This is a genomic window from Anoxybacillus sp. J5B_2022 (genome assembly GCF_026847645.1).
Lineage (GTDB): Bacteria > Bacillota > Bacilli > Bacillales > Anoxybacillaceae > Anoxybacteroides.
The window spans coordinates 1-24,473 of record NZ_JAPSMC010000045.1 but is presented as its reverse complement, the minus strand read 5'-3'; the positions used below and the strand labels follow the sequence as shown (position 1 = coordinate 24,473).

32 protein-coding genes and 1 pseudogene are annotated in these 24,473 nt (G+C 45.3%); 11 read left to right on the top strand and 22 right to left on the bottom strand.

From position 1 onward, the window contains the following. The first annotated feature begins 5 nt into the window (after positions 1-5). Positions 6-749: pseudogene (locus M4I42_RS12285) on the top strand (CAP domain-containing protein). A 42-nt stretch (positions 750-791) separates the two neighbouring features. Here M4I42_RS12285 and M4I42_RS12280 read toward each other — a convergent pair. Beyond that, entirely contained in the window at positions 792-1,154 is a 363-nt protein-coding gene (locus M4I42_RS12280; RefSeq protein ID WP_268852425.1) for a HesB/IscA family protein, read from the bottom strand. A 55-nt stretch (positions 1,155-1,209) separates the two neighbouring features. Continuing rightward, positions 1,210-2,064, bottom strand: a complete 855-nt coding sequence (gene dapF, locus M4I42_RS12275) for a diaminopimelate epimerase (protein ID WP_268852424.1) — start codon at positions 2,062-2,064, stop codon at positions 1,210-1,212. Positions 2,065-2,253: 189 nt separating this feature from the next. Between dapF and M4I42_RS12270 the strand changes: the two genes are divergently transcribed. Beyond that, positions 2,254-2,961: a DUF2225 domain-containing protein gene (locus M4I42_RS12270; RefSeq protein ID WP_268852423.1), complete on the top strand. Its 708-nt coding sequence runs from the start codon at positions 2,254-2,256 to the stop codon at positions 2,959-2,961. Positions 2,962-3,024: 63 nt separating this feature from the next. On the opposite strand, the gene M4I42_RS12265 is transcribed toward M4I42_RS12270, so the two are convergent. After that, positions 3,025-3,264, bottom strand: a complete 240-nt coding sequence (locus M4I42_RS12265) for a YuzB family protein (RefSeq protein WP_268852422.1) — start codon at positions 3,262-3,264, stop codon at positions 3,025-3,027. A 314-nt stretch (positions 3,265-3,578) separates the two neighbouring features. Here M4I42_RS12265 and M4I42_RS12260 point away from each other — a divergent pair, with 314 nt between their 5' ends. Continuing rightward, positions 3,579-4,649: an NAD(P)/FAD-dependent oxidoreductase gene (locus M4I42_RS12260; RefSeq protein WP_268852421.1), complete on the top strand. Its 1,071-nt coding sequence runs from the start codon at positions 3,579-3,581 to the stop codon at positions 4,647-4,649. Between the two features lie 32 nt (positions 4,650-4,681). Here the strand turns inward: M4I42_RS12260 and M4I42_RS12255 are convergent, their stop codons facing one another. Continuing rightward, positions 4,682-5,017 (bottom strand): YuzD family protein, encoded by a 336-nt coding sequence (locus M4I42_RS12255; protein WP_268852420.1) that lies wholly within the window; start codon positions 5,015-5,017, stop codon positions 4,682-4,684. A 95-nt stretch (positions 5,018-5,112) separates the two neighbouring features. Between M4I42_RS12255 and M4I42_RS12250 the strand changes: the two genes are divergently transcribed. After that, positions 5,113-5,349: a NifU family protein gene (locus M4I42_RS12250; protein WP_027410081.1), complete on the top strand. Its 237-nt coding sequence runs from the start codon at positions 5,113-5,115 to the stop codon at positions 5,347-5,349. Between the two features lie 330 nt (positions 5,350-5,679). Here the strand turns inward: M4I42_RS12250 and thrB are convergent, their stop codons facing one another. The 5 genes from thrB to yutH form a co-directional block, all read right to left on the bottom strand. Continuing rightward, entirely contained in the window at positions 5,680-6,594 is a 915-nt protein-coding gene (gene thrB / locus M4I42_RS12245; RefSeq protein WP_268852419.1) for a homoserine kinase, read from the bottom strand. Then, positions 6,591-7,652, bottom strand: coding sequence for a threonine synthase (thrC, locus tag M4I42_RS12240; RefSeq protein ID WP_268852429.1), 1,062 nt, complete (start codon positions 7,650-7,652; stop codon positions 6,591-6,593). The genes thrB and thrC overlap by 4 nt, the downstream gene beginning before the upstream one ends. Continuing rightward, a complete protein-coding gene (locus M4I42_RS12235; protein WP_268852418.1) occupies positions 7,652-8,950 on the bottom strand; it encodes a homoserine dehydrogenase in 1,299 nt (432 codons plus the stop codon). Before M4I42_RS12235 ends, thrC begins: the two co-directional genes overlap by 1 nt. A 179-nt stretch (positions 8,951-9,129) precedes the next feature. After that, the gene (locus tag M4I42_RS12230) at positions 9,130-10,122 is read right to left on the bottom strand and encodes a 2-hydroxyacid dehydrogenase (protein ID WP_268852417.1); all 993 of its coding nucleotides are present in this window, start codon (positions 10,120-10,122) and stop codon (positions 9,130-9,132) included. Between the two features lie 93 nt (positions 10,123-10,215). Further along, positions 10,216-11,217 (bottom strand): spore coat putative kinase YutH, encoded by a 1,002-nt coding sequence (yutH, locus tag M4I42_RS12225; protein ID WP_268852416.1) that lies wholly within the window; start codon positions 11,215-11,217, stop codon positions 10,216-10,218. Between the two features lie 221 nt (positions 11,218-11,438). On the opposite strand from yutH, the gene M4I42_RS12220 reads away from it, so the two are divergent. Then, the gene (locus M4I42_RS12220; RefSeq protein WP_268852415.1) at positions 11,439-11,936 is read left to right on the top strand and encodes a phosphatidylglycerophosphatase A family protein; all 498 of its coding nucleotides are present in this window, start codon (positions 11,439-11,441) and stop codon (positions 11,934-11,936) included. Between the two features lie 51 nt (positions 11,937-11,987). Here M4I42_RS12220 and M4I42_RS12215 read toward each other — a convergent pair whose 3' ends face one another. The 3 genes from M4I42_RS12215 to M4I42_RS12205 all read right to left on the bottom strand — a co-directional run bounded on the left by M4I42_RS12215 (position 11,988) and on the right by M4I42_RS12205 (position 14,010). After that, a complete protein-coding gene (locus M4I42_RS12215) occupies positions 11,988-12,758 on the bottom strand; it encodes a TIGR01457 family HAD-type hydrolase (RefSeq protein WP_268852414.1) in 771 nt (256 codons plus the stop codon). Between the two features lie 102 nt (positions 12,759-12,860). After that, a complete protein-coding gene (locus M4I42_RS12210; protein ID WP_268852428.1) occupies positions 12,861-13,496 on the bottom strand; it encodes a helix-turn-helix transcriptional regulator in 636 nt (211 codons plus the stop codon). A gap of 76 nt (positions 13,497-13,572) precedes the next feature. After that, entirely contained in the window at positions 13,573-14,010 is a 438-nt protein-coding gene (locus M4I42_RS12205; protein ID WP_268852413.1) for a DUF86 domain-containing protein, read from the bottom strand. Between the two features lie 116 nt (positions 14,011-14,126). Here M4I42_RS12205 and M4I42_RS12200 point away from each other — a divergent pair, with 116 nt between their 5' ends. Beyond that, complete coding sequence (locus M4I42_RS12200; protein ID WP_268852427.1) at positions 14,127-14,396, top strand: DUF3055 domain-containing protein; 270 nt, start codon at positions 14,127-14,129, stop codon at positions 14,394-14,396. Positions 14,397-14,455: 59 nt separating this feature from the next. Then, positions 14,456-14,722 (top strand): cytosolic protein, encoded by a 267-nt coding sequence (locus M4I42_RS12195; RefSeq protein ID WP_268852412.1) that lies wholly within the window; start codon positions 14,456-14,458, stop codon positions 14,720-14,722. Positions 14,723-14,781: 59 nt separating this feature from the next. Here the strand turns inward: M4I42_RS12195 and M4I42_RS12190 are convergent, their stop codons facing one another. Then, positions 14,782-15,057: a YutD family protein gene (locus tag M4I42_RS12190; protein ID WP_183185938.1), complete on the bottom strand. Its 276-nt coding sequence runs from the start codon at positions 15,055-15,057 to the stop codon at positions 14,782-14,784. 103 nt (positions 15,058-15,160) lie between these two features. On the opposite strand from M4I42_RS12190, the gene M4I42_RS12185 reads away from it, so the two are divergent. Continuing rightward, entirely contained in the window at positions 15,161-15,850 is a 690-nt protein-coding gene (locus M4I42_RS12185) for a YhcN/YlaJ family sporulation lipoprotein (protein WP_268852411.1), read from the top strand. 43 nt (positions 15,851-15,893) lie between these two features. On the opposite strand, the gene lipA is transcribed toward M4I42_RS12185, so the two are convergent. Next, positions 15,894-16,790 (bottom strand): lipoyl synthase, encoded by an 897-nt coding sequence (gene lipA / locus M4I42_RS12180; RefSeq protein WP_268852410.1) that lies wholly within the window; start codon positions 16,788-16,790, stop codon positions 15,894-15,896. A 201-nt stretch (positions 16,791-16,991) separates the two neighbouring features. Here lipA and M4I42_RS12175 point away from each other — a divergent pair, with 201 nt between their 5' ends. After that, positions 16,992-17,957: a M23 family metallopeptidase gene (locus tag M4I42_RS12175; protein WP_268852426.1), complete on the top strand. Its 966-nt coding sequence runs from the start codon at positions 16,992-16,994 to the stop codon at positions 17,955-17,957. A gap of 49 nt (positions 17,958-18,006) precedes the next feature. Here M4I42_RS12175 and M4I42_RS12170 read toward each other — a convergent pair whose 3' ends face one another. The 7 genes from M4I42_RS12170 to M4I42_RS12140 form a co-directional block, all read right to left on the bottom strand. Further along, entirely contained in the window at positions 18,007-18,309 is a 303-nt protein-coding gene (locus M4I42_RS12170; RefSeq protein ID WP_268852409.1) for a YunC family protein, read from the bottom strand. A 57-nt stretch (positions 18,310-18,366) separates the two neighbouring features. Then, positions 18,367-19,740 (bottom strand): bifunctional metallophosphatase/5'-nucleotidase, encoded by a 1,374-nt coding sequence (locus M4I42_RS12165; RefSeq protein ID WP_268852408.1) that lies wholly within the window; start codon positions 19,738-19,740, stop codon positions 18,367-18,369. Positions 19,741-19,756: 16 nt separating this feature from the next. Further along, positions 19,757-20,575, bottom strand: a complete 819-nt coding sequence (locus M4I42_RS12160) for a sulfite exporter TauE/SafE family protein (protein WP_268852407.1) — start codon at positions 20,573-20,575, stop codon at positions 19,757-19,759. A gap of 25 nt (positions 20,576-20,600) precedes the next feature. Continuing rightward, a complete protein-coding gene (locus M4I42_RS12155) occupies positions 20,601-21,449 on the bottom strand; it encodes a DUF72 domain-containing protein (protein ID WP_268852406.1) in 849 nt (282 codons plus the stop codon). 744 nt (positions 21,450-22,193) lie between these two features. Then, positions 22,194-22,352, bottom strand: a complete 159-nt coding sequence (locus M4I42_RS12150; RefSeq protein WP_268852405.1) for a hypothetical protein — start codon at positions 22,350-22,352, stop codon at positions 22,194-22,196. After that, positions 22,339-22,848: a terminase small subunit gene (locus M4I42_RS12145; protein ID WP_268852404.1), complete on the bottom strand. Its 510-nt coding sequence runs from the start codon at positions 22,846-22,848 to the stop codon at positions 22,339-22,341. Before M4I42_RS12145 ends, M4I42_RS12150 begins: the two co-directional genes overlap by 14 nt. A gap of 9 nt (positions 22,849-22,857) precedes the next feature. After that, entirely contained in the window at positions 22,858-23,010 is a 153-nt protein-coding gene (locus M4I42_RS12140) for a hypothetical protein (RefSeq protein WP_268852403.1), read from the bottom strand. A gap of 171 nt (positions 23,011-23,181) precedes the next feature. On the opposite strand from M4I42_RS12140, the gene M4I42_RS12135 reads away from it, so the two are divergent. Then, on the top strand, positions 23,182-23,373 hold the full coding sequence (locus M4I42_RS12135) for a type II toxin-antitoxin system HicA family toxin (RefSeq protein WP_064220537.1): 192 nt from the start codon (positions 23,182-23,184) through the stop codon (positions 23,371-23,373). A 26-nt stretch (positions 23,374-23,399) separates the two neighbouring features. After that, on the top strand, positions 23,400-23,810 hold the full coding sequence (locus M4I42_RS12130) for a type II toxin-antitoxin system HicB family antitoxin (protein WP_268852402.1): 411 nt from the start codon (positions 23,400-23,402) through the stop codon (positions 23,808-23,810). A gap of 16 nt (positions 23,811-23,826) precedes the next feature. Here M4I42_RS12130 and M4I42_RS12125 read toward each other — a convergent pair whose 3' ends face one another. Then, positions 23,827-24,327 (bottom strand): sigma-70 family RNA polymerase sigma factor, encoded by a 501-nt coding sequence (locus M4I42_RS12125; protein ID WP_268852401.1) that lies wholly within the window; start codon positions 24,325-24,327, stop codon positions 23,827-23,829. Between the last annotated feature and the right edge of the window lie 146 nt (positions 24,328-24,473).

The following is a 24,473-nucleotide window of genomic DNA, read 5'->3' as shown; positions in this document are numbered from 1 at the left end:
AGGAGGTGTTACAATTGTTCAAAAAAACAACGACCATTTTGCTTGCTTCTCTGTTAGCAATAGGATTGGCTGCGTGCAACAAAATGGGGATGGAGCGCAATGACTATAAGAATGGGCAAAAGCAAAACATTTCCGCTTTGCGCACCTTAATTCCGAGCAGTCAATATCCGCACACAAGAGCGATATTGATTCAAAATGCCAAATACGAATTTGTGCCAGTAAGTCCGCAATAAGCCGCACAATGGCAAACACGGCTTCAGCCGCAGTGGAATCAACCAACGATTCCATATTATGCTGCGCCGCGCCAAATGCAGCAGGCGCCGAAACCAACTGCTCCAGCTCAGCCACAACAGGCTCGAACGACAGCTGGAATTAGCCAATACGCGCAACAAGTCATTGATTTGACCAATCGAGAACGAGCGCGTGCCGGTCTTCCTGCGCTAAAAGCAGACACACAGTTGAGCGCTGTCGCCCAGAAAAAGTCGGAAGATATGCAGCAAAAACATTATTTTTCGCACACTAGTCCAACGTACGGTTCGCCATTTGATATGATGCGGGACTTCGGCATTACGTATCGCACCGCCGGTGAAAACATTGCGCAAGGACAACGTACCCCACAAGAAGTCGTAACCGCGTGGATGAACAGCCCAGGACACCGCGCCAACATTTTAAACCGCCAGTTCACCCACATCGGGGTCGGGTTTGAAGGCGCAGGAAATCATTGGACACAAATGTTTATCGGAAAATAAGCGCAAAAAGAGGAGCATACTAGCTCCTCTTTTCCACGATCGTTAGCATTCTTCTGGTGTACCGGCGTTCGTTGCCGTACGAAACGATGAACCGCAGCCGCATGTCGCAATCGCATTTGGGTTATCGATCGTAAACCCCCCGCCCATCAACGATTGTTTGTAGTCAATCACCGTTCCTTTTAAAATCGGGGCACTTTCTTTATCGACTAGTATTTTAATTCCATATTGCTCGAGTTCATAATCCTCGTCTTGCCGTTCATGTTCAAAGCCCATTCCGTAGGACAAGCCGCTGCAGCCGCCGCCTTTCACACCAACGCGTAAGTATGCACCTTCTTCCCCGTGCTCTTTCATCATATCTTTAATTTGCAGCGCCGCGGCTTCTGTTAAAATAACAACCTCACTCATTGCTTTCCCTCCTTTTTTACCAGTATATCCGTTTTCGTATCGTCTGTTCAAATAATTAGTAATAATACTCTCCTGTGCAAATCGTTTCCGCTGGCCCAGTCATGAGCACATGTCCTTCGTCAGTCCACGTAATGACTAAATCGCCGCCAGCAAGATGTACGATCGTTTCTTTGTTGCGGGCCGTTTTGCCGTTTAAGACGGACGCAACGACGGCAGCGCATGCTCCTGTACCGCATGCTTGCGTCACCCCTGAACCGCGCTCCCACACGCGAAAATGAAGTTCCCGATCATTGACGACTTCGACAAATTCGACGTTGACTCCTTCCGGAAAGCGAGCATCTTTTTCCACTACTGGCCCTAACGACGTTACCGGCGCTTTCTCAATGTCGTCGACATAAAAAATAACGTGCGGGTTTCCCATCGAAACAGCAGTAATTTCATACGCTTCACCGGCAAACTCCATCGTTTCCGCCACGACTTGCTCCGCCTCTTCTCCTACCATCGGCACATCGCTCCGTTTCAACCGCGGTTTTCCCATATCAATCGTCACGTTCGTGACAACGCCGTTTTCGACAAATACTTCCGCTTTAACAAGCCCTGATAGCGTTTCAATCAAAAACGAACGCTCCTTCACTAATCCGTGTTCGTAAGCGTATTTAGCAACGCAACGAAGCCCGTTTCCGCAATTTTTCCCTTCGGAGCCATCGCTATTGAAAATCCGCATTTTTACCGGTGCGACGTCCGACGGACAAATAAGAATCATACCGTCCGCCCCAATTCCTGTGTTCACGTTGGACACTTTGATCGCCAATTCAGAAAATAGCGACTCTGGGATCGTTTCTTCAAACATGTTGACATATATATAACTATTCCCTAACCCGTGCATTTTCGTAAACGAAAACGTATTCATAAAGCGCCTCCTAAAAATTTTTTATATATAAGTATAAAGATGATGATCGTTGGAGACAATGAAAATATCCCCCGTTTTTTCATATACACCTAAAAGAAGATGTCGTTTTGGCATCTTCTTTTTTTGTCGAATTCCTTGTATAATCGGTTTGTAATAGGTCTTTATTCTTACATATGCGGGGGAAACATAATGGATCCTTTATATGATCGAAACATCCGCTGCCTTGTTTGTCAGCAATCGTATACGACGAAAAAAATTCGCTCCCGCTTTCTTCGTCCCGTCAAACACGATACCGATTTTTGCTCGTATTATCCATCGGAAGACGTAAACCCAATGTTTTATTATGTTAGCGTCTGTCCACATTGTGGTTTTTCGGCTACGGAAGAATTTTCTTCCTATTTTCCGCCTACTACGCTCGAAGCGATTCAAACAACCATTTACCAAGTGTGGAATGGAAGCAACTATAGCGGAAAACGGACGTTTCAAGAAGCAGTGAATACATATAAACTCGGCATTTATTGTGCCACATTAAAGCGGGAAAAACATATCGTGCTTGCCGGCTTATATATGCGATTAGCATGGCTGTATCGAACGTATGAAATCCCAGAGCAAGAAGAACGATTTATGCGGCTGGCTCTCGAACAATACATCGCTTCTTACAGCAAAGATGACTTTCAAGGCACACGTATGTCAGAAGTGCGGCTTCTTTATTTGATCGGCGAATTGCATCGGCGGCTAAAGCAGCCAAAACAAGCGATTCTTTATTTTTCAAAAGTCATTGCGAAAAAGAAAGAAACGATTGAAAAACGGATTGTGCAAATGGCACACGAACGTTGGCAAGAGATTCGTGAGAGCCAAAAATCACCTCCGCCATCAGAAGGCAAAAGCGGCGTTTAACGACCGCTTTTGCTATGGGAAGTTCATCCGATTAGAAATGCGCGACTATCATTTATACTTTTTTTAAAACATCGGATTTTCTTCAAGAAACTTATAAATGTTTGCGACTAATTGCTCCGGAGTTTCCCCTGTCACAATTTCTCCGTTTACTAAAGCAAATAGAGAATGGGCACATTTTCCACAGTAGCTTAAACAGCCGTACTCAATGATGTCTAAGTTCGGGTCTTTTTGTAATATTTCCAACGCTTTTTGCGAACCGTTCGCTAAGTTGCTCATGCAAAATTCGATAATCGGCTGAATCATCGTTCGTCACCTCTCTACTGTTTACCATCGTAACGATTTTTTCGACAAACGTCAATTTATGACACTTTATTTTGCTATATTCGTTATCCTTTATCGTTTTACCCACGCTTATCCTCATCATTTTTTCGAAAAATTGTTGTGATTTTGTCACATTTTCGCTATACTTTTAATGGCATTTGGTAAACATTTTGCATATAAAAAGACATCGGTTAGCTCTCGAAGCGAAGAAGACAAACTCTTTTCGTCCACAAGAGCATAAGATAGCAATCCAGCCACTCCAACAGAAAAAGACGTCGACAAAGGGGAATTCTAGCATGAGACACCTCGTTTTGCTCGGTGGGGGATATGGCAACATGCGTATTTTGCTTCGCCTTCTCCCAAATCAATTACATGAGAACGTTCACATTACGCTCATTGACCGTGTACCGTACCATTGTTTAAAGACGGAATATTACGCGTTAGCCGCAGGAACCGTTAGCGATCATGACATTCGCGTGCCATTTCCGGAACATCCCCGCCTTACCTATCGCTTTGGGGAAGTCAGCCGCATTGATATCGATACGCAAACCGTCTTTTTAGAAGACGGGTCTACGGTTTCGTATGATGATTTAGTCATTGGGCTAGGCTGTGAAGATAAATATCACGGCGTTCCGGGTGCTGAACAATTTACGTACAGCATTCAATCGATTGATAAAGCGCGCATGACGTACCAAGCGTTAAACAATCTACCGCCTCAATCGGTCGTCGCCATTGTCGGAGCGGGATTGAGCGGGGTAGAATTGGCCAGTGAGTTGGCAGAGAGCCGACCGGATTTGCATGTGATGCTATTTGACCGTGGGGAACGGATTTTACCGATGTTTCCAGAGCGGCTGAGCCAATATGTCGAAAGCTGGTTTCACGAACATCAGGTAGACATTATTCGCCATTCGAACATTACGAAAGTAGAAGAAGGCATATTGTATAATCACGAAGAGCCAATTCATTGCGATGCGGTCGTTTGGACAGCGGGCATTCAACCAAACCGTGTCGTCCGTGAGATGAACGTAGAAAAAGATGGGCAAGGCCGCGTCGTTTTAACAAGTCAACATCATATCCCTGGCTATGAAAATGTGTATGTTGTCGGCGACTGTGCGAGCTTGCCGCATGCTCCGAGCGCCCAACTCGCGGAAGGACAGGCAGAACAAATTGTGCAAGTGCTACAAAAACGATGGAACGGTGAAGAGCCACCTCATGAGTTCCCACCGATTAAATTAAAAGGCATCCTCGGCTCACTCGGAAAAAAACACGGATTTGGCCTTGTGGCCGACCGCCCATTAACCGGTCGAGTGCCGCGCCTTTTAAAATCCGGCGTGCTGTGGATGTATAAGTATCATAATGGGTATTAAAAACGGGTGACCTAATTGAAATCACCCGTTTTTTATGCTTGTTCAGCGGATTTATACCCATATTTCTCCATCTCTTCATAAATCGCTTTCAATTTCGGATTGCCTTCACCGACAATCGTCCCTTCGACAAGGACAACGGGGTAAAACAAATCTTCTTCGACTACTTTCGACGCAAAAGCTTTCTTTGTTTCATCGTCGGGCGGATTGAAAATATCGATATATGAAATGACGAACGGCTGGTTCGGATATTTCCGTTTAATGGCTGCCTCTAACCACTCATATGTTTCCTTCGATGAGGGCAAATTGACACAAGAGGGACAAACGACCTCAGCGCCATATACGCATATTTCAACTTGTTTGAATGACATATGTTTCCACCTTTCCTCTCCATAGCGAAAAAGTTATTAGATTTTTTTCATTATAACGATTATAATAAAGTTAAAGAAAGGAGTCGATGGTAAGAATGAGCGATTTAGAAATTAAAGAACAAGTTCAAGAAGTTTTAGATAAACTGCGTCCATTTTTGCTTCGTGACGGCGGTGACTGCGAACTCGTCGATGTCGAAGATGGCGTAGTGAAATTGCGCTTGCTTGGCGCTTGCGGCAGCTGCCCGAGCTCGACGATTACATTAAAAGCCGGCATTGAGCGCGCCCTTTTAGAAGAAGTACCAGGCGTCGTTGAAGTCGAGCAAGTGTTTTAAGAAAAGCGCAAAGCGCCCGCCTATCGGCGAAGATCGCACAAGCCCCACCGAGGAGGCTCAGCCCAAGCAAAGCTTGGGCTTGCGTGGGATATTTCAAAGAAGTGAATTCAGCGTGTCGCCGCCGAAAGAAGGGGAGGAGCGACTCGAGCCGATGGCGCTTGGAGCTAGACAGCTCCCCCTTTATGAAGATTATGACCGTGGTAGACCCAAAATTTTATACTTTCTTATCTTTTAAAAAAGAAGGATGTCCCAAAAGTCGAGGGACATCCTTTTCTGTTGCATTATATGATTTTGTGCTCTCCAATCAACATGGGCGTGCTAGCAATTTCGCTATGCTTCGAGCGCCATTTTATAGACGCGGCTGCCGCTCTGTTCGACGGCTAAACATTCCACCGCGCAATGCGGAAAATGCGGCGTCAACTTTTCCTTCAGCCACTCCCCTTTTCCTTGCTCTGCAAAACAAAGAACAGTTGGACCAGCCCCGCTTAACGCTACACCAAACGCGCCATACTCTTTGGCGAGCGCCTGCACATTTGTCAATTCTGGGATTAGTGATTTCCGATACGGTTGATGAAGCACATCCCCGTCCATCATCTTTCCTGCCAATCGCCAATTTTTCGTCAATAGCGCTGCTACTAGTACGTTGCTGACGGCGCTGGCTTCTACAGCTATCTCTCGCGAAAAGGAATCAGGGAGAACGCCGCGCGCTTTTTTCGTTTCCAGCTCATAGCTTGGAATCACAGCGACAAGGTCTAATTCTATATTAGGAACATGAATAATCGTCGTTTCCTCCTGCCGATGGCATCCAATGACCAATCCTCCGTACAGCGAGGCGCCAACGTTATCCGGGTGTCCTTCATAGCAACTTGCCAGCCGCGCTTTTTCTTCAATTGTAAGCGACAAGCCCGCAAGCTCATTGGCCAATTCAATCCCCGCGACAACCGCCGCCGCGCTGCTTCCCAACCCGCGCGTAAACGGAATGTCGCTGTACACATCAACCGCACAGGGCGGCAATGTCCGGCCATACGTCTTAGCGACACGATCCGCCACTTGAAAAATAAGATTATCCGTTCCGTTTGGGATCGTCCGTACTTCTGGCGAACAAGGCGTAAACACCCATTGCTCCGCGCGGCGTACTTCTAATACTAAATAGCGTGAAACGGCGAGACCTAGCGAATCAAAGCCAGGCCCTAAATTCGCCGTACTTGCTGGGACGACAATTTTCAACATTTCGTCTTCTTTCATTGATGAACAGCCCCTTGAATATGTTCGAACACGACACGCTCATCGTTCGGAAGCACAAGTGGTTCGATGTCGGCCGCCTCCATCGCAATCGCCGGATCTTTCAATCCGTTTCCAGTGAGCACGGCCACGACCGTACTTCCCTCTTTCACTTCGCCCCGCTTCCGTTGTTTAATAACGCCAGCAATTGAAGCACATGACGCTGGCTCGGCAAAAATTCCTTCCTCTCTTGCAAGTAGCTTATACGCTTCCAAAATTTCTGCATCGGATACTTCATCGATTTTTCCGTTCGATTCGTTCGCAGCTTGCACCGCCTTCTCCCAGCTCGCCGGATTGCCGATGCGAATCGCTGTCGCAATCGTTTCTGGTTCCGTAATGACTTGATTGCGAACGATCGCAGCCGCTCCTTCTGCTTCAAAACCGCGCATTTCCGGCAGACCGGTCTGCTTTCGTTCATGATATTCCTTAAACCCTTTCCAATAGGCCGTGATGTTCCCAGCATTGCCGACCGGAATCGCCAACACATCTGGCGCTTTGCCGAGCTGGTCGCAAATTTCAAACGCGGCCGTTTTTTGTCCTTCAATGCGGTACGGATTCACGGAGTTGACGAGCGTAATCGGCGCGATTTCGCTTAGGCGTCGCACCATTTTTAATGCTTCATCAAAATTTCCTTCAATCGCAAAAATTTCCGCACCGTACATGACCGCTTGCGCTAATTTTCCCATCGCAATTTTGCCATGTGGAATAACGACAATGCAGCGCATACCTGCGCGTGCTGCATACGCAGCGGCTGCCGCTGATGTATTGCCCGTCGAAGCACAAATGATCGTATGGCTCCCTTCTTCTTTCGCTTTCGCCACCGCCATCACCATGCCGCGATCTTTAAATGACCCGGTCGGATTCGCTCCTTCGACTTTGACATATAGCTCCATTCCTAGCTGCTTTGATAATCGCTCTAAGCGAATAAGCGGCGTATTTCCTTCATGAAGCGAAAGAAGTGGCGTTTTTTCTGTCACTGGCAAAAATTCGCGATATTCGTATAGCAATCCTCTCCACATCATCATTTTCCATTCCCTTCTACGCGGTACGAACTTTTCACATCTTCAACAATTTCAAGATCGCGCAATTGTTGCAAAATTTCTTCGTAAGCTTGTTGCGACGCTTTATGTGTCACGATGACAATTTCCGCAAATCCCTTTTCTTTCAACGGAAGCTGCAAAATTTTCTCAAAACTAACGCCCCGCTCCGAGAAAATCGCTGTAATTTTGGCAAAAGCTCCGACTTCGTCTTTTACATGAATGCGGAGAAAATATTTTGAAAAAATTTCTGACGGCGCTTTTAGCTGCTTCTCATATTGCGGTGCGACAGCGCTTCGACCGTTGACCCCAAGCCGCATATTTTTCATGACCGCCACTAAGTCAGATACAACCGCTGTTGCTGTCGGAAGACTGCCGGCGCCTGGGCCGTAAAACATCGTTTCTCCGACCGCTTCCCCGTACACGTACACGGCGTTATATTCATCGCTCACTGACGCTAACGGATGCGAATCTGGCAACAATGTCGGCTGAACGCTCACTTCGACTTTATTGCCATCACGATGAGCAATACCAATCAACTTCATCGTATAGCCAAGCCGTTTACTATAATCCAAATCTTCTTCCGTAATGCCGGTAATGCCTTTTACTTGCACATCTTCTAAATCAATGTTCATCGAAAACCCTAAGCGCGCTAAAATCGCCATTTTTCGCGCAGCATCTAATCCTTCGACATCCGCGGTTGGGTCTGCTTCAGCATAACCGAGCGCCTGCGCTTCTGCCAGCACTTCTTCATACGGGCTTCCGTATTTGCACATTTTCGTTAAAATAAAGTTCGTCGTTCCATTGACAATTCCCATCATTTTCGTAATGCGGTCAGAAGCTAACCCGTCGACAAGGCTGCGCAAAATCGGAATGCCGCCGGCGACGCTCGCTTCATAAAATAAATCACAGCCGTTTTCCGTCGCCACCGCTAACAATTCCGAGCCGTATAGCGCCATTAAATCTTTGTTGGCCGTAACGACATGCTTTCCGCGTTTTAAGGCTTGTAACAAATATGGCTTCGTTTGATCCACTCCGCCCATTACTTCGATCACGACATCAATCTCCGGGTCATTGATGACCTCCTCTGCATTTGTTGTCAATAAAGCCGGATCGACTTTGACATCGCGCTCTTTATATAAATCGCGAACGAGAATTTTTTTGACAACCACTGGACAGCCGACTTGATGAATCAGTTGGTCTTGATGGTTTTCAATAATTTTCACAACCCCGCTGCCTACTGTACCTAATCCTAACAAACCAACCGAAATTGGCTTTGCCATCCTCTCCACTCCCTTTTGTATTTTCTGTATGAACATTTGTTTTTATATAGTAGACATTATAAAAGATGTTCCTTTCTTTTACAATCATTATTTTTTTATCTTATATTCTGAAAACGCTTAACATCAAGTGAATTCAGATAATTTTTTTTAAAAATAGTCTCTTTCGAAAGAGGCTCGCGTTATGCGCGTTTGTGTTGAAGCCATTCGGTGTTGACTAGCGCTTCTGGTGTTTCTCCTTTTAACACCGCGATAATATTCCGACAGCTTCGCTCCATCATGTTCACGCGCGTTTCTTTACTAGCACTTCCGATATGTGGTAATGCCACTACATTTTTCAATGATAAAAGCGGGTGCGACGGATCGACCGGTTCTTTTGTAAATACGTCTAAGCCAGCCGCCGCAATTTCACCGTTGACAAGCGCCTCATATAACGCTTCTTCATCAACGACCGCTCCTCTTGAGACATTAATAAAAATCGCGGATCGCTTCATCCATTGGAACGCTTGGCGGTTAAACAAATGGCGCGTTTCCTTCGTTAGCGGCGTTAAACATACGACAAAATCAGCAGTTTGTAACAGCTCTGGAAACGTACAATACACAGCGCCTAATTGCCGTTCTGCTTCTTCATTTCTCGTGCGGTTATGGTATAAAATGTTCATCTCAAAGCCTTTCGCCCGCTTCGCCACCGCCTGTCCAATTTTCCCAAGCCCGACAATGCCGATTGTTTTATGATGCACATCTGTGCCCGCCAACAAAAACGGACTCCAGCTTTTCCATTCGCCCGCTTTCATATATTCTGCCGCTTCTACTAAACGCCGTGCCGTCGCCAACAATAACGCAAACGTTAAATCCGCCGTCGTATCATTCAACACGTCCGGCGTATTGCAAACCGCAACGCCGTATTCCGTCGCAACCGGAACATCAATATTATCAAACCCGACCGCCATATTCGCCACCACTTTTAAGTTCGTTCCCGCTTCCATCACTTCACGGTCAATGCGGTCGGATAACATCGTCAGCAACGCATCCGCTTTTTTCGCTTCCGCAAGCAACACTTCCCGTGCCACCGGCACATCTTCGTACGGCCACATCGTCACTTGCCCTAGTTCCGTAAGCGGCGCAATCACTTCTTCCGGTAGTTTTCGCGTAATAAAAATGTATGGCTTGTCCACTTCTTTCTCCCCTCTTTCTATGATCTCCCTCTCCATCTTACCATAAGATGCAGCTTGCCACGATACAGAAAGCGGCGCAGTGCCGCTCTTCTGTCACGTGTAAGAAAGCCAACGAATAATCGGTAATTGAAACCGTTTTGCCAACTCCAACCGTTCGTAAAAGGAAGCTAAAAAAGTTTCATATTCTTGCGAACGATCAACGAGAGAGCGAAGCATTTGTGCATACTGCTGTTTTTCTTGCTCGCTCTCGGTCAAATAATACCCCTCCACACACTCGAAATAATGAAGTGGAAACAATAAACGTGCATAAAGAAGCCGCCATGAAAAAGCGGACAACGGCGTCACTCGCTCATAGTCGCGGAAAAAACGCTGCAGCTGTTCCTCGTCCGCTGCTCCTTTCACGTATAGCGCCCGCACCCACTCCGCCAAATCGCGAGCGCAATGGTCATAAACCCAGTCTGTCGGCAGCTTCATTTCTTTTCCACCTGCCCATAGCGTCTGAGGCAACCGCTCGTGGCAAACCGTGGCCGCATCCACCGTATACGGCTGTTCATCCAGCTCGGTGTCGGCCACATATTGAATAGCATTTTCCGTTAATCCCACATAATACGAAAACGATTCGATGAACAAATCGGTAAATTCGTCTTCTCGTTTCTGTTGCAACTTTTCTTTCCAAAACAATTCCATTTGGTCTAAACGTTGTCCCCATAATTCTTTCCACTGCCCAATGCGGTTGCAATGAACCACTTTGCTTGGAAAAGAACGACCGTAGGCATGGAGTTTCGCTAATTCTTTTCCGATTGGTGCCGTTCTTGTGTATAGCTGGAAAGGAATGCGGAACAATGCAACACGTTGCCCGCCGCCATCAGCGACCAACTTTCCTTGCTTCGTCGGAACAATGGTCGCGACGGATAAATCCCCTTTTGCTGCTAAGTAAACGGCCATTTGATACAACTCGCTCATCTCTGCTTCCGTCCGATGACGGACAGGGACGAGAATATACCGTTCATTTTGACACATAAATGTGTAGTAGCCCTCTAACTTTTCGATCCTTTCTGCCTTCCATCCGTATTCTTGCTCCATCCAACCAAGCATAGTTCCCCCTCCTTTCTATCCAATATATGATGGAACTAGGCCGTATACGATTTCATAACGAACGCGCAAAATATTTGTGCAACCTTCCATTTTTTGATTATAATAATTTCAACGTGTGGAAAAAAGCGTTCGTCCATCGACATCTAACGTAGAAAAAAGGCACGCTTCTTTCGATTTCCACATATACAATACAAAACACGTAAAGAAACAGGTGAAGCAACATGGAAAAATATAATATGAACAATCTAGAGCAAGTGGCACGTCAATGGCTCGAAAAACGAGGGGTAAAAATTGAGGATATTGCCGAACTCGTCTATTATTTGCAGTCGAAATACCATCCAAATTTGCAAATGGAAGAGTGTATCGAAAACGTTAACCGCGTCCTTTCGAAACGTGAAGTACAAAACGCCATTTTGACAGGCATTCAACTGGACGTTCTCGCCGAGAAAGGGATGCTAGACGAGCCTCTACAAGCAATCATCAGCCGCGATGAAGGGTTGTACGGTGTTGACGAAATTTTAGCGCTATCGATCGTCAACGTGTACGGCTCCATCGGCTTTACAAACTACGGATATATCGATAAACAAAAACCAGGTATTTTGCAATACTTAAACGATAAGTCGACTGGAAAATGCAATACGTTTTTAGATGACATCGTCGGAGCGATTGCTGCGGCCGCATCAAGCCGCTTAGCGCATCGTGCTGCTAACGCAGAGTAAACGGTAAAAAAGAAAGGAAAGGGTGCTCTTAAAACGGGACACCCTTTGTGCTTATATTCTTTCCATCCATTCTTGTAATGAATCGACGGTATACGTTGGTTGCTCGGCGTATTGCGCTAGCAACTCTTTCGTCGTTACTCCTGTATGAACGAGCAACGTATCGATGCCCGCGTTCATTCCGGCCTTAATGTCGGTATCGTAATAATCGCCGATCATTAACGTTTTCTCTCTCGGTACACCGAGCACTTTTAATGCTTGTTCCATAATAATTTTTTCCGGCTTGCCGATAAAAATCGGCTGCACTTGCGTTGACACAGCAACGACCGCCGTCAATGATCCATTCCCCGGCAGCAATCCCCGCTCCGTCGGAATCGCGATGTCCCCATTTGTTGAAATGAACGTTGCCCCGTTGCGAACTGCTAAACAGGCAATCGCCAATTTTTCATATGTAATCGTCCGGTCAATTCCCATCACGACAAACTCGGCATCTTCTCCGGCGAACGTAAACCCTTTTTCTTTTAGCGCTTCCCGAATCCCATCCTCGCCAATGACGTACACTGTAGCACCTGGCTTTTGTTCAAAAATATAGTTCGCGGTTGCTTGGCTTGTTGTAAATACTTGCTGTTCGGTCGCCGGAATATCAAATGTTTGTAACTTTTCTGCTACTTGCGCCGGCGTACGGGAAGAATTGTTCGTGACAAACAAATACGGAATATCACGGCGGTGCAGCTCTTTGACAAACTCGCGCGCTTCCGCGATGCACTCCGTTCCGCGATACATCGTGCCATCTAAATCAATCAAATACCCTTCGTACGTTTTCACATGCCGCACTCCCTTATGTTCTGTTTTATGTAACACACTTTATCGCACAAAACAAAAGATGTCAAAACAAAAACGCTTCTCGATACAACGGAAGCGCTTTTGTTATTCGTGCGTCTGTTCTTTAATTTGATAATGGCAAACGTCGTCGCCTTCCGTCATACAAGCTTGCAACGCCACTTCTGAATTGAGCAGCTGTTTAAATAGCTGCAATTCACATGAACAAATCGAGCGGTATTGTTTGGCAATTTCAGAAATCGGGCAATGATGAGCGATTAAATGATATACCCCTTGTTCATCTTTCCGCAACTGCGTCATATATCCTTGCTCGTTTTGTAATTCAAACAGCTTTTTCATTTTTTCTTCTAGCGTTTTTTCTTGAAAATCGCGGGCATACCGTTCTTTCATCCGCGCCGTTCTCACTTGGAGAAGCGCGGCCACCATCTCTTTTCCCGCCACTGTTTCTAAATCGCTTAACAACTCGACGGCCAATTGTTTATAGTGTTGCGGAAACTGTTCTTCGCCTTTTGCCGACAATTCATATACGTTTGTCGGCCTTCCCATCGCTTGGCGCACAAGCGTTGGGCGAATGAGCCCATCGCGTTCTAACGCATGCAGGTGACGGCGCACCGCCATTTCACTCACGTTAAGCCGCTTTGCCAGCTCGCCTGCTGTTAATCGTTTTTCCAATTTCAACAACTTCAATATTTGTTGTTTTGTGGAAGAGGATTGATAATCCATCTCACTCACCGTCCTCTCCCTCATTGTACGCTATTTCCCTCATTTATACAATTTATAAACAAAAAAGTTGCAAAAGTTAGTTGCGGAATGCCGAAACAGGTCCGAGCTCATTTTCTAAATATGTACGAATGGCGGTTGGATAAGCTTGTAAAGCACGAAGCGAGCGGCTAAACGCTTCCAGCAATTCCGCATCATTTCGCTTCGTGTATTGCTGAACGAGCATTTTCCGGTAGTGAAGAATCGCTTTTAACCCTTCCGCATCCCCTTCCGCAATGACTTTTTCGTCCGTTAAAATGTCGATAATGTCTTCATAACTGCCTGGGTCGCGCATAATAAAGCCGTCAATCATGGCATTCCCTACATCTAACACCGCCTCAATGCAGACATGGACAATGCGTTCGAACGCCAATTGCGCTATTTCATCGTTCCATGATGGTTGTTGTTCGTATAAAGCGAGCATTTTTTCCATATACCGCAGCGTTTCTTCGATTTTATTTCGGTCAACAAAGTACATCCGTGTAGCCTCCTCATGCAAAATATCGCTTTTTTAATGTATTATAACAAAAGAAACCGGACACTTGCAGAAATGTTTGGTAAGATGATGTTAGTGACTTTTTGGAGGTGTAAATGATGAACGAGCGTTTTTTCTTGTACGACGATACAACGGAAACGAAAACACGATTTGTTAGCTTTCTCGGCGAACGGCAACGCTTTGATTTGGCGATTGTGAAAACTGATCGCTTTTATGGCAAATATTTAGTGCTCGATATGCAAAGCAACCGGTTTGCGATCATCGGCCGCGATGATTTGGACGAACCGGGATATTTAGAGTACGCCTACCGTTTAAGCGAAGAAGATGCCAACGATTTACGTTCCTTTTTAAACGAATTTATTTTATAACCTTGCTTATGGCAGGGAATATTTATAACTAATCCCTGTCATAAAGGAAGGTGAAGACGATGGTATATCGCGATTTTTCAAGTGTCGAGAAACAGCGAGAATTTTTGACAGCGGAAGAGTTTCCCGAAGGATCGTACGGCCATCCGCAAGGGAAAGATAGACCTGTCGAAAATAAAAGCACGTCATGGGAAGAGGGGCAGCGCTATTATAGCGCCTTCAACTACGAGTATAAAGCGTTCCATCAACATATTCCGCGGCAAGACCCTGGCGCGCACCTGCCGCACGATGATCCAAATACAGAAGAACAGCCTCCTTATGAAGAATAAAAGATAAAGGCTATCTCACAGCGCGATGAGATAGCCTTATTCTATGTTCAAATGTGTTGTTATTTTTTCACCTTTCGTAACACGAAGTACGCACAGCCAAAATTGCAATATTCGTACAAATACTCCGATAATGTGCTAATTTTCGTATCATATGTTGCTTTTTGGTTATGATCGTCAAAAAAGCCACGTAGCCGTAACTGATTATACCCCCAATCCCCTACGATATAGTCGTATTTATTTAAAATATCCGCATAACGCGCCCGAAATGCTTCTTCGTTAAACCCGTTTTTCACATTCTCAATTAGTTCATAACACGTATTATTGACGCAAATCATTTTTCTCACCTCATTTTTATCTTAAACGATGGAACGTTCCCAATCAATTACTGTGATAAGACATGCAAAAGAAAGGAATGATGTAAGCGAGGAGGTGTTACCATTGAACAAAGCATGGATGGCATTATCGATTGGTGCAGCCATTTCACTATCCGCTTGCGCACAAATGGCGGAAAATAACCGCGATACGCTATATCCGCGGAGCGGAAATACGATCAACGTCGCCGACCGCAACGATTTATATAACGTGCAAGGGCTTCCGAACGGCACTGATTCCCGAATGAATAATTTCGGTTACGTTCGACACCAAAAAAGTCCGGTGGCAGGAGGAATGAATAACTACGGCAACTTGCCAACACTAAATCGCGAACGTGTGGCAGATTTAATTAGCAAATTATGTGTTCAGCTGCCACATGTCAACGATGTCGCTACGCTCGTAACCGATGAAGAAGTATTGATCGCTTACGATACCGATACGAAAAATCGGTTCGAAACCGCCGATCAAGTGAAAAAGACCGCTCTTTCCGTGGTGCCGCGCTACTACCATGTTTACGTCGCCGATGATCCGCGCATGATGAAAGAAATTGAACGCTTCGGTCGGCTAGATTCGAACACTCAAAACATCGATCAAATTATTGATACAACGATTAAAGAGATGTTGAAATATCCGCAAGGTCGCAAGCTAAGTGACGGAGAAAATGCGAACGGAGAAATGATCAATGAGATGAACGATCATTTAGATCGCGATTTTAACGACGGAACGCCAAATCCGAAACAAACGATGAGTAAATAAAGAGAGGGTGTCCCAACCAACACGGGACACCCTCTTTTCGGTTTTATGCTTCTTTATGTCGTTGTTGTGTGGCTGCGTTTACTTGTTCATCGGCATGGTACGAGGAGCGAACAAGCGGGCCAGCTTCGCAATGGCTAAACCCTTTGCTTAATGCAATTTCTTTTAGTTCCATAAACTCATGTGGATGGTAATATTTTTCGACTTTCAAGTGCTTTTTCGTCGGCTGCAAATATTGGCCGATCGTTAAAATATCGACATGGTTTGCGCGCAAATCGTCCATCGTTTCGATAATTTCTTCCTTCGTTTCGCCAAGTCCGATCATAATGCTCGATTTCGTCGGAATGTCTGGCTGCAATTCTTTGGCGCGGCGCAAAAACTCTAACGAGCGTTCGTACGTTGCCCGCGCGCGCACTCTTGGCGTCAGGCGGCGAACCGTTTCGATGTTGTGGTTTAAAATATCTGGACGCGCATCCATCAAAATTTTTAAGTTCTCATAGACGCCGCCCATATCGGAAGGAAGCACTTCAATCGTCGTCAACGGATTTTTGCGGCGGATCGCCCTTACTGTTTCCGCAAATACAGCTGCTCCTCCATCCTTTAAATCATCGCGTGCCACGGCGGTCACGACGACGTGTTTTAAATTCATTAAGCGTACGGAATCAGCGACGCGCTCTGGCTCTTGCCAATCCAATTCCGTCGGCAAGCCTGTTTTCACGGCACAGAAGCGGCAAGCGCGCGTACAAACGTCGCCTAAAATCATAAAAGTAGCCGTTTTTCTTATTGCCCAGCACTCATGGATGTTTGGGCATTTCGCTTCCTCACATACAGTGTGTAGCTGTTTTTCACGCATCATCTTCTTTAAACCGACGTACGTTTCGTTTGTATTTAACTTTATTTTTAACCATTCCGGTTTTCGAACACGTTCTTCATTTGTCGCCATGTTTCACACTCCAGTCGTTTATTTACACTTTTCATTATAAAAAAAAGCGGAAACGAACTCAAAGAAAATTGTCACGCACGTTTCACTTGCCAATTTTTAATATTTATGAAAATCGCCGATCTTCCCAAAATAATGATATGAGATTCGTGGAAAGGAGTCAAAAATGTGCGTACACTAATTAGTTATATCACCGCAAGTTTCGTGTTCATCGCCACTTCATGGAACGTTTTAGGAAAAGAAATAGCCAAAGACGAAAATATATATGAGCAGCGCATGGAACTGTACCAAAAAGCAGAAGCCGTTTCGCTCATCCCGTGGTACTATTTCGCAGCGATTGACCAATACGAGCGAAACGTCCGGCTTGTCCGCCGCGATCTCCCGAAAGCGACGGGTGCGCTCGGTATTTACATTCCACCGGAACGATGGGCAGGACCGCTGAATCGAAACAAACACGATACAAACCCATTTACGATTTCGCAGTTCGGTGGGCTCGGCATGGATGGAAACGGGGACGGAGTTGCGAACCCGAATGACGATGAAGATGTCATTTTTGCGATCGCTCGTTATTTGCAAACGTACGGTACCGATCATGAGCATTTAAAAATAGCGTTATGGGACTATTACCAACGAAGCAAAACGGTCGATCTCATTTTAGGTAAGGTGAAAATTTACAAAAAATATAAGACGCTTCAGCTTGACGATCACGCCTTTCCTCTTCCACTCCATGCCAATTACACGTATAAAAATACATGGGGAGATGCGCGCGGCTGGGGAGGAAGACGAATTCATGAAGGAACGGATATTTTCGCTCATTACGGAGTGCCTGTGCGCGCGACATGCTATGGGGTTGTGGAACTTAAAGGTTGGAATAAATACGGCGGATGGCGTGTTGGGATTCGCGATATTAACAATACGTACCACTATTTTGCCCATTTAAACGGATTTGCAAGCAACCTTCGGGAAGGGCAAATCGTTGAACCAGGGATGATTATCGGTTCTGTCGGCAGCTCGGGATATGGTCCGCCTGGGACAGCTGGAAAATTCCCGCCCCATCTTCATTACGGCATGTATAAAGACAACGGCTACACCGAATGGTCGTTTGATCCGTATCCGCATTTAAAAATGTGGGAGCGGGCAGAAAAGATGCAGAAAAAACAAAGAGGGTGACAGCCCTCTTTTTGTTTTCGTTAGACGGAAATTTAACGATGGAAGATTATTAGCGCATTTTTAACAACGCTTCTTTCCCTTTCATTCCGACCGTGATTCCTATTTGTTCGGCAGCGACTGTGACCGACTCGAGCGGAGACTCAAGCAACTGTTCAATTGTTCGAACCCCTACCGCTCTTGCGGCAATAATGCCACGGTCTTTTAGTTTTTCGTTCAATAGCGCAACATCTAACGCTCCGCACATAATATAGCCTTTATCGCTTGTCACCACTAACAAATTCGTTTTCGGCAACTGTACGGAAATCGCCGTAAACGGATAGTTGTCAATCATGATAGGATTTACGGTAATCATCGAACCGCCCACACTCCTTTCCTTCTTTCAATGTATGAAACAAGGAAAAAAATGTGTCTATTGGCGTTGCGTCAGCTTCCATGCTAATACATCCCGCAAAAATTCTGGCATATAATAAATTTTGTTCGGCGCACGGTGAATTTCTGGGTAAAAATGGCCGAACGTAAACATGTCAATGGTCGCCACCGCATACGTCTCGCTCGGGTCGATCTCTTTGTCGCCAATGAAAATGCGGCGAATATGTTCTGATCCGTCCTCCGTCGTTTCCGTTTGCAAGGTTACCCCGTCATACACCATTTCTCCCATTACTTTGCCGCGAAACCCGAAACCACGAACAGAAAGGTGTTTCATTTTTTCGGTATGTGCTTGCAAAATCACCTCTTTTAATTCATCGCCGCGCAAATACACTTTACACGGGTTAATCGGGTGTGGGCAAATGCGATGCAAATCTTTTCTCGTCACCGTTCCTTTTGAAAGCGGCGCTAACAGCACGCCGGCATTGACCATACCGATGTCGCCGTCGCACCATTCTCGTAACGCAGACGCTAGCAGCTCGGCAAACGGCGAAGGCGCGAACCATTGCAACGGCAAATCGGCTGAAAGCTCGGCGACACGTTCTTGATCGAGTTGGCGCAAACTTTCTTGCTCTAGCGCTTGCAATGTTTGCTTCGTTTGCTCGCAATCTGGGAGCGCCGCCGTTTCGATGAGCGCCGCTTTTGGCGTTGTTCCCGTTATTTCGACGACACCAACGTATTGTCCGTATTTTCCAGCACCGCATAATAAAGTGCTATTCACCCATTGGCCGTATGGCAATACGTGATGCGTATGCCCACCAAGAATTAAATCAATGCCCGGGATCGTCCGGGCGATCGTCTCATCATCGGTAATTCCTAAATGCGATAGTAGCACAACGAAATCAGCTTGCTTCCGCACTTCTGTTACAAGCGATGGCAATATGTCAAAGGGAGAAATGATCGTCCAGCCGAGCAATTCATAAAATTTCGCAAAATGCACAGTTACCCCAATCACGCCAAGGCGAAACGTATCAGAAACGGGAATGATCGTATACGGCTTTAGCCAGCTAGGCCGTTCGCCGTTTTTCTCGAATAAGTTGGCGACTAAAACAGGAAAACGTGCCGCTTGGTAAAGCGTGCTCAACTCGTCATGATCGAGCGTAATGCCTTCGTTATTGCCAAACGTCACTGCATCGTAGCGTAACTCGTTCAGAAGCTGTACGTTCGCCTTTCCACGCGTCGCCTCCGTAATCGGATGAAAGCGGTCGATAAAATCTCCGATGTCAAACAAAAGCATCGTTTCTCCCTTTTGCGCATGCTCGTTTCTCTGTTTTTGCAAAAATGCCGCGATTTTCGGCCAATTTTCAAAATGGCTATGCACGTCGTTTGTGTGATAAATATAAATCGTTTGCTTCAACCGTCAACACCTTCTTTTACGAAATACCTTGAATGACGAGGCGGATGCCGAGAAGGATGAGCACGATTCGCAACATGAGCACAATCGTTTTGCTTTTTAGTTTTTTATTCATCCACGCCCCTGTTTTCGCACCAAACCAAACCCCTGGAACGAGCGAAAGAACAAACAACCATTGCACATTCCCCATGACCATATGAGTCACGGAACTTACGAGCGAGGATAAAAAGACGATGAACATCGATGTCGCCACGGCAACATGCGGTGGAAACAAAAACAATAAAATCATAGCCGGTACCATCAGCGAGCCGCCGCCGATGCCAAACATTCCGCCAAAAAACCCGACGACAAAGGAGATCGCAATCGCTGTGACCGGATGGTAGCCGTATGTAACCGTATCGCCTTCATTCGTTATATATGTCCGCATCATCCGAAAATGCTTTTGTTTTGACTGTTCCGTTGATTTTTTCGTCAACATGAGCAAAAACGAAACAGAAATAAGAAAAAGCCCGAAATAAAGTGAAAAATGAGCCAAACTTAATGCTTGGTTGACCCATGCACCTAACATGGCGCCTGGTCCGCTACCAACAAAAAACAACAACCCGCTTCGATAATCGACCATTTTATCTTTCATGTAAGACAACGTCGACGAAAGGCCGTTAAAAATAATGACGACAAGCGATGTGCCGACCGCTACTTGTGGAGAAACTGCTGGCAATACATGTGCCGCACCTAAAAACAGTAGCGACGGAACGATAATGACGCCTCCCCCTAACCCCACTAAGCTGCCGATCGTTCCTGCTAAAAAGCCAACTAATAGAAGCAATCCGTATTCCATCTTCCCCATCTCCATCATTAGTCTATTAAAATAAATCTAATTGCCGTGGCGCTAAATCGGTATATTCCACCCCAAGTAGCCGCATGAATTGTTTGGCATTATCCGCCGCATCCCCGCCAGAGTTATTGTTGAACAATACGTAAAGATCGTTCGTTTTCGCTTCCAGCTTCCGAATATGCTCGACCCATTCGCGCAACTCCTGTTCATTATACCGATATAAATACCGGACAGCGCGCCAATTCTCTCCGCTTGTCGCCTTATTCCATCCGTGCACATTGCGGCCGTGAAAGCGAATGAGCGTTTTTTCTCGGTTCGTCGGATACAAAACGGCCGGAATGGATCCTTCCCCTGCCTGCGGCTCATCGCAAATGCTATGAATCCACCGCTCTTCTTCCATAAACTGCAACGTCTTGTCGTAAAACATTGGCGAAAACCAAGATCGATGGCGAAATTCAAGCGCGACCGGCACATCCCCCATCTGCTTCCGACACCAGCGTAAATAAGCAACATGCTCGCGGCGGCAATCAAACCATGGAGGAAATTGAAATAACACCATTGCTAGCTTCCCCGCTTCGACAAACGGCACAATCGACGCTAAAAACGCCGCAAACATTTCCTCTTTGCTCGCATACGGAATGGCTTCGCGTTCATGTCCGGTCATTCCTTGGTACGCTTTGACGACAAAGCGAAAAGAAGCCGGCGTGTCCCGCACCCATTTTTCCACATTTTGTCTTGGCTGAATCGCATAAAAATACGAATCGACTTCGACAGTTGGAAAATGGGCCGCATATTCCTGCAATTTCTCTTTCGCTGCAAGTCCAGGCGGATAAAGGCTGTCATGATCGCCCCACCCAGTAAGCCCGATATAAATCATCTTTATCACCTTATTTCCATCATACCATAATTGCGTGGAAAAACGATGTAAAAAACCGGCCATTCGTGATAACGAATGACCGGATCTGGTGAATGATTAACCGATGGAACCTTCCATTTCGAACTTAATTATTTTTGCTTGTTGCATGAGAAAATAACACCTTACAAACGTTGATTTATCAAGGTTTTTCGATTTTTCTTAATCAAACAAAATCATAAACCACAATAAATTTGTGGGTGTTTTGTGGGTGTGTAGGTGGTGCTTTGAATGCAAAAAGGCGGAGTGAATTCCCATACCCATCAAGTTAAGAATTTGGGCCTTTGTGCATCGTTAAAAACATGGTATCCTTTCTAGCGAATACTCTTTGTTAGAAAGGATTTTTTCTATGGAAAAACAAATGCAAGCATGGATGAAAACCATCCGTCAACTCTTTTCTCCCGAGACATTGGCTCATCTTGCTCGAAAAACGGGATTTATCCAACGAAAACGATCATTCTATTGAGAAAACATGGAAGAAAGGATCGAAGGAAAGGAAAAGAAACGGCATCGGATCTCTTGGTTAAATTGGGTATTTATTGATTAGATTCATAAAAACGCCAAATAACCCTCTCCAAGAGGGTTATTTGGCATGCCTAAAACATGTGGTATTCTTTTTCTTCAGCTAATGATCACAAACATTGCGTATGGACACAACGACCCTTAACACTAAACTTGACGGGTATGGAGTGAATTCCGCCTTTTTGATTAAGCAGATAAAAAAGCAAAACCCCGATCGATATGTGTAGACTTCGCGCTGGCGCGGCCGCCTTTCAACACATAGCGCAAATAACGCTGTTCTTTGACCAACGTCCACACTTTTTGAAATGTCGGCGTAAACACCTTGGAAAGCCTAATCTTCTTCATCTGTCCCACCAACATCGTCGATAATTTGAACGCCGAAATTCGCATCGATTTGTTGGCGCTCCGTCCACATCGCGAAGCGTTTGCCAAGTAAATCTAAGGCGCGGATTTTATCGGCTAAACGAATTTCTCGCTCAATTCCTTGTCCGTTCTCCGTTGGAATCACTTTCACTCTTACACTTGCAATGGCAGCCATATCGTCAATCGTAGCATCTTCGCGTATCGTAGCATCTTCCATATTGATTAAGTCAGGAGCGTTCACAAATGCAATACGGGCCAACTCACGTAAAATGCGCTCTTGGTTGACGCCTGTCCGCCTCGACAGTTCCGCCATTCGTTCGTCTATATACGCGCGAACCTTAGCATTTTTTAACAGTCGTGAAGCTTGCTCAGCAGCCGACCTCGGACTATAACCAGCCCGAATCGCAGCTTGAGTAGCATTTAAATCAATTAAATATTCATCTGCAAAACGCTTTTGTTTCTCATTTAAGTTACTCATCTACCTCCCTCACTTTCTTCGAATCGCCCCACGCACTCGCTTATACGTATCACGCCGGACGCCCATTAATTCGAGCAAAACACGACGGCTCATTTTCTCTTTTTTCTTCGCCTTTAATTTCTTTATTTCATCATTCGATAGACGGTCACATAACTTATACATCCTCATCACCCCATGCATAAAATAAGTGCCTAGCATATGACTAGGCACTCAAGAAAAAAGGAGGACTTCACATATTAGTGGCATTTACACGACAAAAAAGCACAAAATACCGAAAAAAAGTGTTTATACGTATTATTATACGTGTTATAATAAAATCAAGGAGGGAGGGAAATGAAGAGTTACTCTTCAAAAGAATTAATCAAAATGATACAGCAAGATGGATGGTACATAGTCAGAACGACTGGCAGTCATCATCAGTTTAAACATCCCAGTAAACCCGGATTAGTGACCATCCCTCATCCTAAGAAAGACTTACCCACTAAAACAGTAAAAAGCATACTTAAACAGGCGGGGCTACTCTAAGCCCCTCCTAAAGGAGGTTAACATATATGCATAAAAAAGACCGTTATATTTATCCAGCTATTTTCGATTATGGTAGCGATGGAATATCTGTTGAGTTTCCTGATCTTCCTGGCTGCTTTACTTGCGGAAACACCGAAGAAGAAGCATTTCAAATGGCAAAAGAAGCGATGGCATTGCATCTGTATGGATTAGAGCAAGAAAATGAAGAAATCCCTCAGCCTTCAAAAGTATCGGAAATTCAAACTGAAAAACACCAAGCCGTTGTATTCGTCGAAGTATGGATGCCACCTTTCCGGCATGAAATGGAAAACAAAGCTGTTAAAAAGACACTGACCATTCCTAAATGGCTCGATGACCTTGCGAAACAATATAATGTAAACTATTCACAAATTCTTCAAGAAGCATTAAAAAAACATCTGGGAGCTACCGACCGATAATATAAAAAAAGCCTCTTCACCCGCACATGCAGAAGAGGCTTTCTTTGATTCGTTTTTTAATTTTTCTTTCGGCGCGTTCAATCATCGTCTGGACACTACTCGATGAGATACAAAGATAATTCGCAATCTCGCTATATGTGAGGCAATATCCTCGCGACATGAGATATACTTCTCGTTCTCGTTCGGTGAGCACCGATAAAGCATCTTCAATGCGTTCCCGATCCCAGCTCGTAACGACGCTTTCTCTTTCGTGGTCGTCCCATTCGTAAATTGGTTCCGTTGAACGAAAATATTTCTGCATCAGCAACGGGTCGAACAGTTTCTCCCGTTGATATGCAGCTCTTCGTTCAATACCTCTTTTATGACCAGGTCGTCGGCCGGTGGTGAGCCATTCGATAGTGAATTCAAGGTCCGAAATTATTCCTCTAATTATCTTTTTATCTTGTTCTGGTGCGTGTTCAAGTAATTTTTTTGTTTGCTTTAGCGTTTGTTTATATTCCCGCAAGAGTTCATCCATCGATGCCTCCTGTGTTATGTGCACCCCTAACAGTTTGTTTTTTTAACATCTGTTAGGTGTTAAAAGCTTGTCATATCAATAATTCGACGTTTATTAATAGCTCCTAACAGATTATCTTCACAAAAACTTTTTATTTTTTTATCTTC